This window comes from Flavobacterium sp. 38 (genome assembly GCF_057799715.1).
In genome coordinates this window covers 352,200-369,532 of the sequence record NZ_JBYNWZ010000003.1, presented here as the reverse complement: position 1 = coordinate 369,532, position 17,333 = coordinate 352,200, and the positions used below count along the sequence as shown (strand labels likewise).

The 17,333-nt window shown below is 33.6% G+C and carries 15 protein-coding genes; all 15 read right to left on the bottom strand.

Annotated elements, in window-relative coordinates:
- Positions 1-33: 33 nt before the first annotated feature.
- Positions 34-624 carry a TetR/AcrR family transcriptional regulator gene (locus AC3E9W_RS10320; protein ID WP_488768278.1) on the bottom strand — a complete coding sequence of 197 codons (591 nt, stop codon included), beginning with the start codon at positions 622-624 and terminating at the stop codon, positions 34-36.
- 452 nt (positions 625-1,076) lie between these two features.
- Positions 1,077-1,961 carry a L,D-transpeptidase gene (locus AC3E9W_RS10315; protein ID WP_306156971.1) on the bottom strand — a complete coding sequence of 295 codons (885 nt, stop codon included), beginning with the start codon at positions 1,959-1,961 and terminating at the stop codon, positions 1,077-1,079.
- 87 nt (positions 1,962-2,048) lie between these two features.
- Positions 2,049-2,996, bottom strand: a complete 948-nt coding sequence (locus AC3E9W_RS10310) for an alpha/beta hydrolase (RefSeq protein WP_488768277.1) — start codon at positions 2,994-2,996, stop codon at positions 2,049-2,051.
- A gap of 3 nt (positions 2,997-2,999) precedes the next feature.
- Positions 3,000-4,490 (bottom strand): S41 family peptidase, encoded by a 1,491-nt coding sequence (locus AC3E9W_RS10305; protein WP_488768276.1) that lies wholly within the window; start codon positions 4,488-4,490, stop codon positions 3,000-3,002.
- A gap of 107 nt (positions 4,491-4,597) precedes the next feature.
- Entirely contained in the window at positions 4,598-5,389 is a 792-nt protein-coding gene (locus AC3E9W_RS10300) for a DUF4261 domain-containing protein (RefSeq protein WP_488768275.1), read from the bottom strand.
- A gap of 55 nt (positions 5,390-5,444) precedes the next feature.
- The gene (locus AC3E9W_RS10295) at positions 5,445-6,029 is read right to left on the bottom strand and encodes an NUDIX domain-containing protein (protein WP_488768274.1); all 585 of its coding nucleotides are present in this window, start codon (positions 6,027-6,029) and stop codon (positions 5,445-5,447) included.
- Positions 6,030-6,081: 52 nt separating this feature from the next.
- Positions 6,082-7,353 (bottom strand): adenylosuccinate synthase, encoded by a 1,272-nt coding sequence (locus AC3E9W_RS10290; RefSeq protein ID WP_125721472.1) that lies wholly within the window; start codon positions 7,351-7,353, stop codon positions 6,082-6,084.
- 98 nt (positions 7,354-7,451) lie between these two features.
- Positions 7,452-7,916, bottom strand: a complete 465-nt coding sequence (locus AC3E9W_RS10285) for a Fur family transcriptional regulator (protein WP_008462215.1) — start codon at positions 7,914-7,916, stop codon at positions 7,452-7,454.
- Positions 7,917-8,099: 183 nt separating this feature from the next.
- The gene (locus tag AC3E9W_RS10280; RefSeq protein WP_488768273.1) at positions 8,100-8,639 is read right to left on the bottom strand and encodes a hypothetical protein; all 540 of its coding nucleotides are present in this window, start codon (positions 8,637-8,639) and stop codon (positions 8,100-8,102) included.
- A gap of 24 nt (positions 8,640-8,663) precedes the next feature.
- The gene (locus tag AC3E9W_RS10275; RefSeq protein ID WP_306156955.1) at positions 8,664-10,883 is read right to left on the bottom strand and encodes a RelA/SpoT family protein; all 2,220 of its coding nucleotides are present in this window, start codon (positions 10,881-10,883) and stop codon (positions 8,664-8,666) included.
- 255 nt (positions 10,884-11,138) lie between these two features.
- Positions 11,139-11,927 carry a TrmH family RNA methyltransferase gene (locus AC3E9W_RS10270; protein WP_488768272.1) on the bottom strand — a complete coding sequence of 263 codons (789 nt, stop codon included), beginning with the start codon at positions 11,925-11,927 and terminating at the stop codon, positions 11,139-11,141.
- A gap of 178 nt (positions 11,928-12,105) precedes the next feature.
- Positions 12,106-13,191, bottom strand: a complete 1,086-nt coding sequence (locus AC3E9W_RS10265) for a phosphoglyceromutase (protein ID WP_488768271.1) — start codon at positions 13,189-13,191, stop codon at positions 12,106-12,108.
- Positions 13,192-13,261: 70 nt separating this feature from the next.
- A complete protein-coding gene (locus tag AC3E9W_RS10260; RefSeq protein WP_488768270.1) occupies positions 13,262-14,629 on the bottom strand; it encodes a S41 family peptidase in 1,368 nt (455 codons plus the stop codon).
- A gap of 46 nt (positions 14,630-14,675) precedes the next feature.
- Entirely contained in the window at positions 14,676-16,007 is a 1,332-nt protein-coding gene (locus AC3E9W_RS10255; RefSeq protein WP_488768269.1) for a DUF58 domain-containing protein, read from the bottom strand.
- A 222-nt stretch (positions 16,008-16,229) separates the two neighbouring features.
- Positions 16,230-17,243, bottom strand: a complete 1,014-nt coding sequence (locus AC3E9W_RS10250) for an AAA family ATPase (RefSeq protein ID WP_488768268.1) — start codon at positions 17,241-17,243, stop codon at positions 16,230-16,232.
- Positions 17,244-17,333: the final 90 nt, after the last annotated feature.

Here is a 17,333-nt window from a genome sequence, read left to right as displayed (position 1 = left end):
ATTTTGCAGTTGATCTTAATATTTGCAATTGAGTTAGGGTGTCAAAGCTTTAAGAACCAGCTTAAATGCCTCATCTTTAATTTTATCAGTAAGAATGAAAGGTTTTCCAGACATTGATTTTCCTTCTCTATGAAATTCTAAAAGGGAATAAAGCGAACCGTAAGCAATGCTCCAGAATACTTCGTACGGAATAGAAATCAGTTCTTTTCTTTCAATTGCAGCAAGCATAAATTCGGTCATTATTTGCTTGTAATCGCCAGTTATTTCTGCTACAATTGCATCGCCATAAGTAGAATGTTTTAAAAGCTCAAAGCAAGTTGCTTGCAGGGCAAAATTTAAATTGAAATAAATGCGGTTTTCCCACTGATTTCGTAATCCATCTTTGAAAGACATGTCAGGAGAAAATCCAGTAAACATACTTTCAAAGAAATTTTTGCCAATTTCGATTCCGATTTTTTTAATTAAATCTTCTTTGTCAGAATAATAAATATAAAGTGTAGCAACAGAAATACCACATTCTTTTGCCAGCCGATTCATTCCGAATCCTTCTACACCTTGGTTAACAATCATTTCAATTGCTTTCTGTTTTACAATTTCTTCTTTATTGATATCTCGCGTTCTCATATTTCTAACTTATTATGATGCAAAGATATAAATAATAAATGAATGATCGCTTATTTATTTTTTTTTAAGGTTCTAAGATGCTAAGGTGCTGAGGTTCTAAGTTTTTTTTTTCTTAGTTGCAAAGTTGCAAAGTGACAGAGGGGCAAAGTTTTTTTTGAGCTTCTAAGCTTCTAAGGTGCTGAGAAGCTAAGTTTTTTTCTTAGTTGCAAAGTTGCAAAGTGACAGAGGAGCAAAGTTTTTTTGAGCTTCTAAGCTTCTAAGGTGCTGAGCTTCTGAGTTTTTTTCTTAGCCTGAGGCAAAGCGACAAAGGTTTAAAGATGAATTGCCTCCAGCTTTAGCTGGAGGTTTTAAAAAAGATCGAGAGAAAAGGCTTTAGCCGAACTATTTATAAAAAAAAATCAGCTGAAACAATTTTATCTGTTTTAGCTGATTTTATGCTTATGCTATATTTTTTAAAGAGTTTTTGTGGGTTCGGCTTCTCTTAGATTTTGGTTTTCTAAAATTTCCTTTAAATAGGGTTGTACCTGAGTATCAATATCGCTTTCAGAAATTTTTAAAGCTTCTGCGTCTGAGGCTAATTGAAGCCATGGTTTTGGTCCGTCAAAATTGTAACTTCCAAAAACGACTACTGGAGTTCCTTTGACTTTTACATTTTCTTTGTCTTTCAAAATCCATTCGTCGGCAAATTTATAAAGGTATTTGGCATCTTTTTCTAATAATCGTAAGCAAGAATGAGAAGCTGGATATCCTGGCAAATCATATTCGTGAAAACCAACACCTAGTTTATTTTCGATATTAAAATTCCATTTTAAATCCCATTCGTCATTAAAAGTACTGGTTGTTTTTTCTGCTTTCCAGTTAGTGAAAAATAATCCAGTTGGCGTTGGGTCTTTTTTTCTTCCCATATTTGTAGGGCCTGTACGCACTAATTCACCATTTTCATAGGCGGCAAAAGTTTGGGTAGGATAGGAGAAAAGTATAATTTTTGAAACTTCTTCTAACGCTGAAACATGCAATGGAAACGGAAGATAATAAACCAAATCTCCGCTAAAATCTGCTGGAATTACAACAGAATCTAACTTTTTAAAATTGGCTTTATCAGTACGGTTTAAAGCATAAACAATATCCATTTTCGAGCTGTCTGCTTCATTAAGTTTCAGCCAGTCTTTGGTTTTTTCTATTTGATAAGAAACCGTTTTAGGTTTTTTATATTCTATAACTTCCTTTTTCTCTTTTTTATTTTCAGTCAGCGTTATGGTATCGCTCTTTTTACAAGAACCTAATAAAACTAATGTTAATATAAGTAGGGCATTTGCGGTGTAATATAACTTTTTCATGGGTCGTAATTTTATGAAGATAAAGTTATAAATATGATAGCTGAAAAGGGTTACATAATTTTTGGAATAGGTTTCGGTATTTACATTTTAAAGTTTTTCAGCTTTGGCTATAAAATCTGTAACATCGCTAACCCATTGCGATTTATTTTTAATTAAATAATTTTCGTGTCCTGTTTCTTTATAAATCACAAGTTTCTTAAAACCATTTAAATTATGATAGATTTTATCTGTTTCTTGTTTGCTGACACTTTTATCTTTTTCTCCATAAAGAAGTAAAGTTGGGCATTTGATACTTTTAGCATAATCGGAAGGGTTGTGGTTGAAACCCCAAAAACCGTTTTGAATTCCTCCCCAAAATAATAAGATTCCAGCCATAGGAAATGTGGGTGCATTCATTTTCTTGAATCTGGCGCAAACAGTTTGATACATTGAACCAAACGGACATTCTATAATTATTCCTTTTGGATTTATTTTACTGTCATTAATGCATTTCATTATGGCAGCTGCGCCCATAGAACTTCCAAATAGGAAAATGTTCTTTTCTCCCGTTGAATTAATGTAATCAAAGCAAGTTTTTACTTCTTCTGCTTCTTTAAAGCCAATTGTTGTTTGGTTTCCTTCTGAATTTCCGCTACCCATAAAATCAACCAGCAGGGTGCTATAGCCTAATTTTTGAAATTCCTCAGATCGTTCAATTAAAGAAGATTTTTCAGAACCGTAACCATGAAATAAAATAACAGTTCCTTTTGGGTTTGGGTTTTGAACAAACCAGCATTCTATTTCTTTATTACTTTTCAGTTTTAGTGTTTTATATTTCTGAGAAGGAAATTTTGAATTTTTGGGTTTGGGATTATTTACTCCTAGCAATAATGTTTTCGCTTTTTGCCAAGATGATAATTTTTCTGGACTTTGAGTTTTTTCAGATTTGTTTTCTTTAAAATGAGTAAACTTATAAGCGTGAAAGAACGCGATTACGTTTATCAAAATAAATAGGAATAATAAGGTTTTTAAAAATCTATTTTTTTGTAATTTCATTTACTATTTTTTAATAAGTTTCAAAGTATATTCAAATTGAGTATCCTTATTTTGCATAAAATCTTCCAAAGTCTGTGAGATTTCATGATCTGGAATTACTCCTCTCCCAAAAATCTGATTCGTTTTTTTAGGAACGTCTTGTTCTAAATTTACAATAGAAAATTGTGTTTTGATTTTGGTATTGGGCAATTCATATTCAATAGGAGTGTGGCCGTTGTGTCCAAAATAGCCTCCCATAGTTTCTTCTCCAATTACAATTGCATTTGTATTTCCTGCCACAAGTGAAGCAAACAACGATCCTGCAGAAGCAATTCTCGGACTAATCAATAAGTAAATTTGCCCTTTAAAACTATTCTTATCAGGCTGTAATAAAATATTGAATTTACTGTCCTGAGGATATTTTTGATTTATCAGTTTTGGAAATTCTTCTATGATCTCGTCTTCAAAATCTTTCAGTTCTTCCTTTTGCTTTTTAGGATCGGTTTCTTCGTAAACTAAATATTTAGGAAATGGTATTTTTTGAAAATTCACATAAGCCGATTCATTTTCGCGAAAAGGCTTTTGTGTCAAATAAGAAAAACTTACAATGTCATTTGGATCGGTACCGCCGCCATTGTTTCTGACGTCGACAATTAGGTTTTTTATTTCCGAATGTTTGGAAAGGTATTGAAAACAGCTGTCCAAATATTTTTTGTACGCAATATGCTGTTTGTCTTTTGCATTTCGACCAATAACAAAAGTATGAACAGAAAGCAGTGCTGTATTGGAGGAAATTATTTTAAATGAATATTTATCTTTTGCTTTTTGATATTGCAGACTATCAATTGGAAGCGAAAATCTATTTTTAAAGTTTTCTTTTCGAATTTCATTAGAAACAGAAGAAATGGTTTTGGTCAGTTTTTGAGTTTGGTTGGGAAGAGAATATTCGACTAAAAAGCTTTTTTGCGGACCATATTCTATTTCGAAATATTTAGCAAAAGAACTTCCAATTCCGATTGATTTTCCTGTAATGTTATATCCGTCGGTTGTGTAATATTTGTAAAGAGAAGAAAGTATTTTTTGAGTTTCAATTCCGTTAATGCTGTATATTTGTGAACCGAGCGGAATTTCTTCATTTTTAAAATTAAGAATTAGCTTATTCTGGATGAGTTTTACAGGATATGGAAAGAGAACATTTCCCGATGAATATTTCTTTTCAAAATCATCAGGAAGTGTGGTGTCATTATGTAGGCTTCCTTCAAAATCGGTTATCTGCAAAATGATTTTATAGAATTCAATAAGTTCTTTCGGCTCTTTAATCTGCGAAAAAGCCCAATTGTAAATACTGTCAATCTGTTGTTTTGTTCTGTATTTGTAAAGTCCCGAATTGGCTTTTTCTCTAATTTCTCTAAAGATATTTAAATCTTGCTGGAGTTTTTCTGCTGGCCATTTTTCGCTTTGCGAAAAAATAAATAAAGGAAAAAGGAAAATTAGTATTATTTTAGATTTGAGCATTTTAGATCTTTTTGTCAATCTAAAATACTCAAAAAACTTTTAAATCAGACCTTTTATTTTAGCGTGCAATAGCAGCATAATTTTCTTAGCATTCGAAATTTTCCAGATTACATTTCTAATCTTAAAGTTTGTCCTTCTACAAACATTCCTTGCGAAGCTGTAATTTTTATTTTCTGGTCTTCTGTATAGCCTAAAGTTTCTCCATTTCGTAATGTAATATCACCATTAATTACGTACGAAATAATGTTGGCAAAGAAATTGAAAACTTCTAAAAGCTCTTTAGGAGATTTAATGATTTCCATTTCTTGTTTATCAAATTCAGGCAATCCATAGGTATACAAATAATTTCCTTCTTCAGAGGTTTTGATCCCGATATAAACCCACAAATGAGCTGGAGATTTTCCTTGCTGTAAATCATCAATATTTTCCAAGTATTGATTTCTAGGTATCAATAAAGTCTGTTTTCCTTGATATACACCTATTGAATTTGAAGTTGAAAGAATAGAACATAATAGTTTGCTCAAAATGGTATATCTCTCTACTTGACTTCCTTGTGCAGACATAACAGAAACAACTGCATGTCCTGTATAGTTTTTTAAATCTTCTTCTGCTTTATGCCAGTTGTATGCATATTTAATAGTTGTTGCAATTTCATCACCCGGAATTTGTCCTGGTACAAAAAATATAGTCACTAATTCATTATTTACTGTAAAAACAGCTGAATTATTATCTCCAGAAAAATTTATAATAGATAATCCCCAGAGATTTTTCAGATTTTGAATTACACTGTCTATATCGTAACTCTCGTTATTAATAAATAGTGGCATTGCAAGCAATGCGCCTTTTTCATTTTTTGGTTCAGAAGTTTCCTTTTTCTTAAGAAAGTCAAATAATCCCATAATTAATTGATTTGAGGTTTAATTAAAATAGGATTCTAAAATACTCAAAAAACTTCTAAATAAGACCTTTTATTTTAGCATGCTGTAATAACATAATTGTTTTAGCATCCGAAATCTCTCCAGATTCGATCATGGCGTAAGCTTCATCAAAAGTCAATTCCAAAACTTCAATGTTTTCTTGTTCAGCATCCAGTCCACCGCCTTCGCTAACTTTCATTTTTTCGTCATATTCACCAACAAAAAGATATAGAATTTCTGTTACAGATCCTGGCGACATATAGGTTTCAATAACTTTTTGAACTTTACTTAAACGATAACCCGTTTCTTCTTCTGTTTCGCGAATAATAGCTTGTTCCGCATTATCTTTATCCAAAAGCCCTGCGCAAACTTCAATCATCATTCCGGTTTTATTTCCGTTTAAGTAAGTTGGCAAACGAAACTGTCTCGTTAAAATAACTGTTTTTTTAGCAGAATTGTACAGTAATATTCCAGCGCCATTTCCGCGGTCGTATACTTCTCGTATATGTGACTCAACTGGCTGATTTTCTTTTTTATAATTAAAAGTAACTTTATTTAATACGTACCAATTATCAGATAATAATTTGGTTTCTGTAATCTCGATTTCTGGATTTGTTCTCATAAAAATATTCTTCAAAAAAAAACGCTCTGATTATCAGAGCGTTTAAAATGTATTATTTTGTTATTGTTTGTTTTCTGTCTGGTCCAACCGATACAATTTTGATTGGCACTTCGATTTCTTTTTCAATAAACTCAATATATTCTTTTAGCTCAATTGGCAATTCGTCAAAAGTTGTCAATCCTGTTAAATCTTGTTTCCATCCTTTAAACTCTTTGTAAACCGGAGTAACATTTTCTGGCTCAATGTTGTAAGGGAAATGAGAAATGTTTTGACCTTTGTAGTTGTACTCTGTACAAACTTTTAAAGTTTCAAAACCAGAAAGTACATCACCTTTCATCATCATTAATTGCGTAACTCCATTAACTTGAACAGCATATTTTAAAGCTACTAAGTCTAACCATCCGCAACGTCTTTGTCTTCCTGTAACAGAACCAAATTCGTTACCTACTTTTGCCATTGTAGCACCCACTTCGTCAAAAAGTTCAGTTGGGAAAGGTCCGCTACCTACACGTGTAACGTAAGCTTTGAAAATTCCGTAAACTTCTTTGATTTTGTTCGGAGCAATACCTAAACCAGTACAAGCACCAGCAGCAGTAGTATTTGATGAAGTTACGAAAGGATAAGTTCCGAAATCAACATCTAATAAAGATCCTTGAGCACCCTCGCAAAGAATAGATTTACCCGCTTTTTGAGCTTGGTGCATGTATTCTTCACTGTCAATAAAATCTAATTTCTTTAATTCTTCAATTGCTTCAAAGAATTCTTTTTCTAATTCAGCTAAGTTATATTGAATAGCAACATCATAGAAAGCAATCATTGCCTCATGTTTGTCTGCCAAAGCTCTGTAACGCTCTTTGAAATCTTCTAATTCAATATCACCAACACGCAAACCATTTCTACCTGTTTTGTCCATATAAGTTGGTCCAATTCCTTTAAGAGTAGAACCAATTTTTGCTTTTCCTTTAGAAGCTTCAGAAGCTGCGTCAAGCAAACGGTGAGTTGGTAAAATTAAGTGAGCTTTTCTAGAAATGATTAATTTGCTTTTGATATCAAGGTTGAATTTCTCTAAACCTTCGATTTCTTTTTGAAAAACTACAGGATCAATTACAACACCATTTCCGATGATATTTACTGAGTTTTTATGGAAAATTCCAGAAGGAATAGTTCTTAGTACGTGTTTGATTCCGTCAAATTCTAGCGTATGTCCTGCATTTGGTCCTCCTTGAAAACGTGCAATAATATCGTAATTTGAGGTAAGTACGTCAACAATTTTTCCTTTACCTTCATCTCCCCATTGTAATCCTAGTAATAAATCTACGGTCATTCTGTTTTAATTTGCGTTGAGGCAATCTAAGTTGCCCTACTGATTATGTAGTTAATTTTCTTTTTTTAATTTTTTTGAAAAGTCTAATCTTTAAAAGACTATGAATTTGAGTTTTGCTTTTTGTTTCCGTAGAAATAAAGCGAGTGATTTGTGATTTCGATATCAAAAATTTCTTCGATAGTCTTTTTGATGGTTTGAATTCTTGGATCACAAAATTCGATTACCTCACCAGAATCTGTCATAATGATATGATCGTGCTGTTTATCAAAATATGATTTTTCGTAGTAAGCCTGATTTTGTCCAAATTGATGTTTTCTAACCAAAGCGCAGTCCAACAATAACTCGATCGTGTTGTATAACGTTGCTCTACTCACACGATAGTTTTTGTTTTTCATTTTGATATAAAGATTTTCAATATCAAAATGCTCCTCGCTATCGTAAATTTCCTGAAGTATAGCATAACGCTCAGGAGTTTTGCGATGCCCTTTTTGTTCAAGATATAGTGTAAAAACATTTTTTACAATTTCTTGATTCTTAGTGTTGTCAGTTGAAATAAGTGTCATATCCGGCAAAGATAATTTTTTATTTTTAATGAATAAAAGTTTCGGGTTTAAAGTTTAACGTTTAAACTAGATTTTGATGAGTAATAAGGCACTAAATACAGGCTTTTACGTCAAAAATATTTTGAAAGCTCAATTTAGCTTAATTAACATAATTATTTTAATTTATGATAAAACTAACAATGCTTAATTTGTTTTAGTCATATACATATACCAGTTCCATTCCCAAGTTTTTCCTTTGTCATCAGACATGGCCTGACTCCAGATTGGATTTTTTTCGTCTCTTGCATCCCATCGAAATACTTGAATAACTGGTTTTTCTTCAAAAATATCTTTAGAAAAAAAATGTCCAACTTTATTTTCGAAAGACCCTACTACTGGCTTGTCTAAAACGCCAGTATTTGAGTCCGACCAATAGATGCTCCATAATTTTGTTTTCGGATTAAATAATCTTACCGTCATTCCTTCAAATGGTTCTCCATCAAAAGTAGCAAGAAAATTATCGATATTGCCAATTCCGTGCAAAATCGTGTACATTTCTTGGGTAGAAGGAAATTCAATCCAATCGTTACAATTACAAAGTCTTTTTTTTAGTTTTTTATTTCTAATAGTAGATTTGCCAATAAAAAAATCGAAATCATTTTTTGATGAAGAATCAGAAGCAGAGATAATCAGTTCTCCATTTTCGTCAAAAATTAATTGAGGAATTTCTATGTTATTATCCATAAAATAAAATTACTTTTCTAATAATTAAGTTCGATATTCTCTGGTAACCTTATCAACTCCGTCAATTTTTTTGATGGCGCTAATCATTTTTTTCAAAATCGTGTTGTTTTTAACAATTACTGCAATTTGTCCGTGAAAAATTCCAGCATCGGTGCTAAGCGAAATACTTTGAATATTTACGCTCATATTATTCGAAATTACCTTTGTTAATTGGTTGGTAAGTCCTAAAACGTCCATTCCAGTAATATTGATAATGGCTTTGAATTCCTCTTGAGAAGAATCAATCCATTTGGCACTCATAATTCGGTATGCATAATTTGACTGCATTCCGATCGCGTTCGGACAATCTTTTTTATGCACCTTGATTCCTTCGTTAATGGTCACAAAACCAAAAACATCATCTCCAGGAATCGGGTTACAGCATTGCGAAAGTTTGTAATCTAATTTATCATGCTCCGTTCCAAAAACCAGCATGTCGTAATTGCTGCTAATGACTGGCTTGTGAATATCTTCATCTGCGGTATCTTTGGTTCGTTTAATTTTATTTTTAAAGAAATTGATAAACGAATTGCTTTTCTGTGCCGCATAATCTTTTAACTGCTGATTTTCGATTGCACCAATTCCAACTCTATAAAATAAATCTAAACTTGTTTTTAGTTTAAAGAAATTAACTAACTCGTTTGTAACCTGTTCGTTAAAGGTGACTTTTAAATGCTTTAATTTTCGAATCAGTAATTCTTTTCCTTCTTCGGCAATTTTTTTAGTGTTCTCGTTAAGAACATTTTTGATTTTATTTTTTGCTCTAGAAGTCGTTACATATTCCAACCAGTTTACAGTTGGTTTTTGGTTTGGAGAAGTGATAACTTCGACCTGATCACCACTTTTTAATTCATAATTAAGAGGAACTAAACGCCCATTTACACGGGTTCCACGCGTTTTGATTCCGATTTCGGAGTGAATGCTAAAAGCGAAATCAAGAGAAGTGGCGCCTTTTGGCAACGATTTAATTTCTCCTTTTGGCGTAAAGACGAAAATTTCTTTAGAATATAAATTCATTTTAAAATCTTCGACAAAATCAACCGCATTGGTTTCTGGATTTTCCAATGCTTCACGAAGCAGATTCAGCCAAGTATCCAGACCGCTTTCCTCTGTGGCTCCGTTTTTGTATTTGTAATGCGCTGCGTACCCTTTTTCGGCAATTTCGTCCATACGCTCACTTCGTACTTGAACTTCGACCCAGCGTCCTTTTGGACCCATTACGGTAATGTGAAGCGCTTCATAACCAGTTGATTTTGGTGACGAAATCCAGTCACGCAAACGGCTCGGACTCGGTCTATAGTGGTCTGTTACGATCGAATAGATTTTCCATGCAATGAATTTCTCTTCATGCGGATCGGCTTTGTAGACAATTCTAAGCGCAAATTTATCGTATACTTCATCAAAAGTAACGTTTTGCGCGCGCATTTTTCGACGGATAGAATAAATCGATTTTGGTCGGCCTTTGATGATATAATCTACGCCTTCGTTGTCTAAAGATTTTTTCAAAACATCAGAAATGTCTTTGATGTAAGCATCTTGTTCTTCTTTCGTTTCACGAATTTTGCTTACAATGTCATTGTAAACTGCTGGTTCGGTATATTTTAAACCTAAATCTTCCAGTTTGGTTTTAATATTATAAAGTCCCAAACGGTGAGCTAGAGGCGCATAAATGTATAAAGTTTCTGAGGCGATTTTAGTCTGTTTGTATTCAGCCATCGAATCCATGGTCTGCATATTATGCAAACGGTCGGCCAATTTGATCAGAATTACACGAACATCATCGTTCAATGTCAGAATCATTTTTCTGAAATTTTCTGCCTGCATGGAAGCATTCAAATCTTTTTGAACTAAAGATATTTTAGTTAGACCCTCAACCAATTGCGCCACTTTCGGATTGAACAAACGCTCAATGTCTTCAACCGTCATTGGAGTATCTTCGACAACATCGTGCAATAAGGCCGCAGCAATAGAAGTCGCACCCAGACCAATTTCTGAGGCAACAATTTTTGCAACTGCAATAGGATGAAAGATATACGCTTCGCCCGATTTACGTCTCTGTTCTTTGTGAGCATCGACGGCAACATCAAAAGCTTTTCGAATTAATTTTTTGTCGGTTGTGTCTAACGTTTGGTAACTTATTCGTAGTAATTCCTTGTATTCCTGTGCAATAGCTTTGTTTTCTTTTTCTATATCTATTTCTGTCATAACGGCATAGTTCAAGTACTAAATATAGAAATTTGTTGCCATATACGCAAGGGGTTGGGATTGTAGATTTTTGATTGCAGATTTTAGATTTTTTCCTATAGGAATGTGACTTCGACTTCGCTCAGTCTGACAAATTTAAAGGTGCAACTTTTTACTTTAGAAACCTTAAAACCAATCAGTATGTTAGACGCACTGCGGTGCGTCTCTACGGAAAATCTTTGCCGCTTTGTGACTTTGAAACTTTGTCACTCTACATTAGAACCCTCTCTGTCTCTTCGCTTCAAAAATTAAAATTGCCGCGGCAACAGAAACGTTCATGCTGTCGATTTCACCTTGCATCGGAATAATGATATTTTGAGTCGCAGCATCGCGCCATTCTTGTGTTAAGCCTGTTGCTTCTGTACCCACAACTAAAGCTGTTGGAGTAGTAAAGTTTTGTGTATGATATGAAGTTGAATTTTGTAAAGTCGCGCTGTAGAAATTGATCTTTTTTTCTTTTAAAAATGAAATAATTTCTGAGGATGTTCCTGTTGCAATTTGGTTGGTAAACAAACAGCCAACGCTAGAACGCACTATATTCGGATTGTATAAGTCGCTTTTTGGATTGGCGATTAAAACAGCGTCCAATTTGGCGGCATCTGCGGTACGCAAGACAGCGCCGATATTGCCTGGTTTTTCAAGAGATTCTACGACCAAAATCAGAGGATTATCAGATAATTTTAAATCGGATAATTTTAAGGATTTACTTTTTGCAACCGCTAGAATTCCTTCTGTAGTATCGCGATACGCCAGTTTTTGATAGACTTCTTTATTGATTTCGATAAGTTGAAACGGATTTTGAATCAGTTTATTGATTTCAGATTCAGAAACTAATTCGGGTAAAAACAAAACCGTTTCGATTTCGTAACCGCCTTTTATTGCTAATGAAATTTCGCGTAAGCCTTCAATCAAAAATGTTCCGGTTTGTTTTCTGGCTTTGGATTTTTCTTGAAGTAAAACCAAAGATTTGATAAACGGATTTTGAATTGAAGTGATTTGTTTCATTTTTTTAAGGCTCAAAGTTGCAAAGAGGCAAAGGTACAGAGTTTTTTTTGAAAAGTTGCAAAGAGACAAAGTTGCAAAGGTTTTCCGCCACGAATTCACGAATTATTTAAAAATAAAATTCGTGAATTGCTTCGCCTGTTCGCTATCGCTTGGGTCGTGGCGAAAAAAACTAAAAAACTTATTTCTCAAAAACTGCTTTTACTTCTTCCTCAACAGGATGGTCTGTTTTGAAAGTGTAGCCTAGAAATTTTGCTATCGTTTGCGCGAATTGTTTTTGGTAGATCTGAGAATTGGTTTTGATTTCGCCTTTTGGAGCAATTTCTGGTCCCATTGCGGCAAACCAAATTTCAGAAGCGCCAGCAACATCAGAACCGTGATCTGTCCATTGCGATTTTACTTTGTCGCCGCGGCCGTGATCTACCGTTATAAATAAGGTTGTTTTATTTTTGTATTGCGGATCGTTTTGAACAAAATTCCAGATTTCCTGAACCCATTTGTCTACTTGATTTGCGGCATCTAAATACGAGCGATATTGTGCGTGATGCGCCCATTCGTCGGTTTCGCCGTATGCAATGTAAAGGACTTTTGGCTTTTTCGTTTTTAATTCGTCTAATGCCTGATAATGTGTAAAAACATCTAAACATTCGTCTTGATGAAAAGGCTTATACGAGTTGTCACGCATTTCGTTAAGCAGTTTTTGCGTTGCAGTTGGCTTATTTCCGCCCACTTTATCAAAAGCAGAAATTACAGGAAAACCACTTCTTTCTTCGTTCAAAATTCTGTCAAAAGCATCCCAAGCGCCAAAAGCGGCAACTTTTCCTTTTAGTGTAGACTGCTGGTTTAAAAACTCTAAAACATTAACATTCGGATTGGGTTTATAGCTGTTAGAATTAACTTTCAAATCGACATTTCCAGTCATAATTTCGCTGTATCCAGGATAACTAAACCAATACGGATTGGCAACATCTACTTTGTTTCCTAAATCTCTATTTCCATAAATCTGACCTTTCGAGGCAATTTCAGACCAGAAAAAAGGCATTAATTTTTTGCGAGATTCTTTGATGTCAGGACTGCTGTATTTTTTATAAATGTAAGCGCTGTCTCCTTGATTGAATTTTTTATCATTGGCAATTGCTGCATCTACTCCTTTAAAAACTTCCTGCCATCTAAAACCGTCTGTTGTGATGATAATGATGTTTTCTGTTTTTTGGGCAGTGGCTAAAAAACTGATTAAAATTAATATTGCTAAAAATAGTTTCTTCATTATAAGACTTTTTAAATGAAATTTAAAAACAATGATAATTCGAGTTTAATCGAAAAACTAATTATAAACGTTATTTCTTTTTTAAATATTTCATTGCTTCCTCGAGCACTACATCTCTATTCTTTAAGTAATCGTTAAGCGTGGGAACAATCTCTATGTCGGGTTTTATTCCGTAACCCACAAATTCTCTTCCATCAGGATAGGTATCTTTTTTGGTGCAGATTCTAGCTGAACCTCCACCTGGCAAATCTATTAGTAAAGGCTGTCCAGTACTTCCAAAAGATTTTTCTCCTATTTTGACCATGTGTTTTTGGTTATCTGCATAAATTAAAAAATCTTCAGCTGCCGAAGCGGTATCATGGCTTACCAAAATTACTGTAGGCACAACAATGCGTTTTGCTTTTAGACGAATAGTTTCTGGTTGGTATTCAAAATCATAAAAATAGTCATCATGATAAGATAAATAAGCTCTTTTTTTCCATGAGTTGTTTATAGTATCTTTTGCACTAACAAATTTGCCCCATGCTTTATAACTTGGGATGTGAGAACGACTTTTAGACTTTGAACCGTAAAGAATAGTATCGTTTGTTAAATACTGTAATATTGCAGTCCCAATATTGGTGCTGCCTCCACCATTGTAGCGTAAGTCAATTATTAAAGATTTTGCTTTATATAATTCTGGAAGTTTGTCTACAAACGAGCTATCGATTTTTTCGTCGCTAAAGGAATTTAAAGAAACATAAGCCGTTTCCTTATCCATCCATTTAAAATCTAAAAGTTTTCTATCAGCTTCAAAAGGGGGAAATACTTCTTTTTCTACTGTAGTTCTGTGTGTTAATGTCAGTTCTATTATTTTTTTATTAGGCTTTTTTATTTTGACTTTATATGTGTCTCCTTCCAAACCCCCTAGCAAATTAGAAATACTCCAATCTTGCAAAACATAATCAGTTGAAGAAGATTTATAAGGAGCCACATTTTCGTCAATAAATTGCTGGGTTGGCTTTCCATTAACTTCTATGATTTCACTTCCAACAGGGATTTCTTCTTTTTTGCTCAAATTTGTTCGAATTATAATTGCCTTACCTTGAACATTTTTTACAAAAAACCTGTAATCTCCAAACATTGTAGTCATTTGTTCAACAATGCCTTTTGGGATAAAGATGTTTGTATGACCATCCTTTAACAGCGCACAAAATTTTTGAAGTTCACGATAATATTCATAATCATTTTTCGTATTCTGAACAACTGAGATTAATTCCTTATATCGGTTATCCCACATTTGTCGGTCTACTTTATCCAAATAAACAAAGTTGTAATTTACTTCCTGCCAAAACTTTGAAAGTCCGTAAACCTTATCGCTTGGAGTTAAAGTATTTGAAATTTGTCCAAAATTAGAAATGGAGAAAAAAAGAAAAATAAAGGCAATTACTGATTTCATAAACTTATTACTATTTAGTATCGGTTTGCAATATAAGGAATAATTCTTACAAAATACCTCTAGACTTAATCTCCAAATATTTATTAATTGCGTCCAAAGTCAGATTCTCAGGTTGGGTTAAAACAGAATGTATTCCGTATTTTTTCAATTCGTTTACGATTAATCGTTTTTCAAACATGAATTTCTCGGCAATCACTTTGTCGTAAACTTCTTGAATAGTAGTTGTTTTTTTATTGATAATGCTGTTTAATTCTGTATTACTAAAGAAAACAACTACTAATAAATGACTTTTGGCAATTCCTTTTAAATAAGGCAATTGACGGTTTAAACCATCCATTGTTTCAAAATTGGTGTACAGAATTATTAAACTTCTCTGGTTGATGTTTTTCTTAATATCGACATACAATCTGCTGTAATCGCTTTCAAAGAAATCTGTTTTTACGTTATAAAGCGATTCTAATATTTTCTGCATTTGCGAACCTCTTCTTTCAGCAAAAACGCGGTTTTCTACTTTTTTAGAAAAAGAAAAAAGACCTGCTTTGTCTTGTTTTTTCAAAATAACATTAGACAAAACCAAAGCCGAATTAATAGCATAATCCAATAAACTTAATCCGTCAAAAGGCATTTGCATCACACGGCCTTTGTCGATTGCCATATAAACCGATTGTGATTTTTCGTCCTGAAACTGATTAACCATCAAAGAATTTCTCTTTGCTGTTGCTTTCCAGTTCAGCGTTCGCAAATCGTCGCCTTGCACATATTCTTTAATCTGCTCGAACTCCATGGTATGACCAATTCGGCGTATTTTTTTGATTCCGTATTGAAAGAGATTATTTGAAAAAGCAATCAAATCGTATTTTCTTAATTGAATGTAAGACGGATAAGTAGGCACCATTTGATCATTATCAAAAGAAAATCTTCTCGAAATTAATCTTAAAGGCGAAGAAACATAAATATTTAAAGCTCCAAAATGATATTCTCCACGTTCTGTTGGACGAAGATCATAACCAATTTCTTTTTGTGAAGCTGCTTTTATCGTTTTTACAATTTTGAAGTCACGAACTTGAAATTGAAACGGAATTTCGTCAATAATTTTAACCGAAATTGTAAAAGTATAATGGTTTTTTAGATTGATTTTTATAGGATTCAAATCTCCGTTTGATAACTTTTCGGGAGTAATTCTTTCTGCTTCGAGACCTGTTCGCGCTAGATACAAAAGTAAAATATCAAGTCCCAAAAAAGTAACTAAACCCAAAACCAACAGCCAAACCGCATTGTACATATTCGGAAAAATAAAGGCACAAATAAATAATCCTATAATGCCGATGAGCGCATAGAAAAAGAAATTGTTCAGATATAGACTTTTTATGAATTTCACTTTATTTTTTTGTTTACTTCGTCCGTTCGGCTTTCAGCCTCGGGTCAGGTTTAAAGTTTCAGGTTTAAAGTTTGCCCTTCGACTTCGCTCAGGGGGACAAAACTTGTTTGCAAATTTCAGGTTTCACGTTTCCTGCAAGGTTTTCAAAACCTTGTAGGTATTAGTTGTTCTGTTGTTAAGAAATACATCTACAAGGTTTTGGAAACCTTGCAGGAGTTTAAATTATCTCGGAATCTCTACTGTTTCAATAATTTGTTTAATGATTTCAGAACTTGTCAAACCTTCCATTTCGCGTTCTGGCGCTACAATTACACGGTGCTGTAAAACAGGAATTGCGGCTTCTTTAATATCTTCTGGCGTAACGAAATCGCGTCCGCGAATGGCAGCAAAACCTTTCGAAGCATTTAAAATTGCTATCGAAGCACGAGGAGAAGCTCCTAAATATAAAAAGGCATTTTCACGAGTATTTACCACAATTCTCGCAATATATTCCAGAAGGTTTTGCTCCACTCTAATTTGTTTTACCAAACCTTGATATTCTTTGATTTCTTCAGCAGAAAGAATGATTTTGATAGCATCTAATTTTCCGTGATCTTGCAAAGAATGTTCTCTTTGAATGATTAAAATCTCTTCATTCAATTTTGGATAATCGATCGTGATTTTAAAAAGAAAACGGTCCAATTGCGCTTCAGGCAAGCGATAAGTTCCTTCTTGTTCTACAGGATTCTGCGTCGCAATTACCAAAAATGGCGCTTCTAATTGGTAAGCAGAACCGTCAATTGTAATCTGGCGTTCTTCCATTACTTCAAAAAGTGCGGCCTGAGTTTTTGCAGGAGCACGGTTGATTTCGTCAATTAAAATCAGATTCGAGAAAATCGGACCTTTTTTGAATTCGAATTCTGAGTTTTTCAGATTGAAAATAGAAGTTCCTAAAATATCAGAAGGCATTAAATCTGGCGTAAACTGAATTCTGCTGAAACCGATATTTAAAGTTTTAGCCAATAATTTAGCCGAAATTGTTTTGGCAACTCCAGGAACACCTTCTAGAAGAACATGACCGTTTGACAAAATCGCAACCAAAAGCTGGTCTACCATTTTGTGCTGCCCCACGATTACTGTTTCGATCTCTTTTTTAATCGTATTTACATGCTCTAAAAGAGGAGTAAGGTTAATTCTCGTTTCAAAATTCACATTTTCATTTGTGATTTCGTTTGATGTTGTATTGATGTCGTCCATAATTGGGTCTGTTTTTATTTTCTTTTTACCACTGATTTTAAGGATTAAAAAAGATTTTTTTAGTTAATCTGTGCGAATCTTTTTAATCTG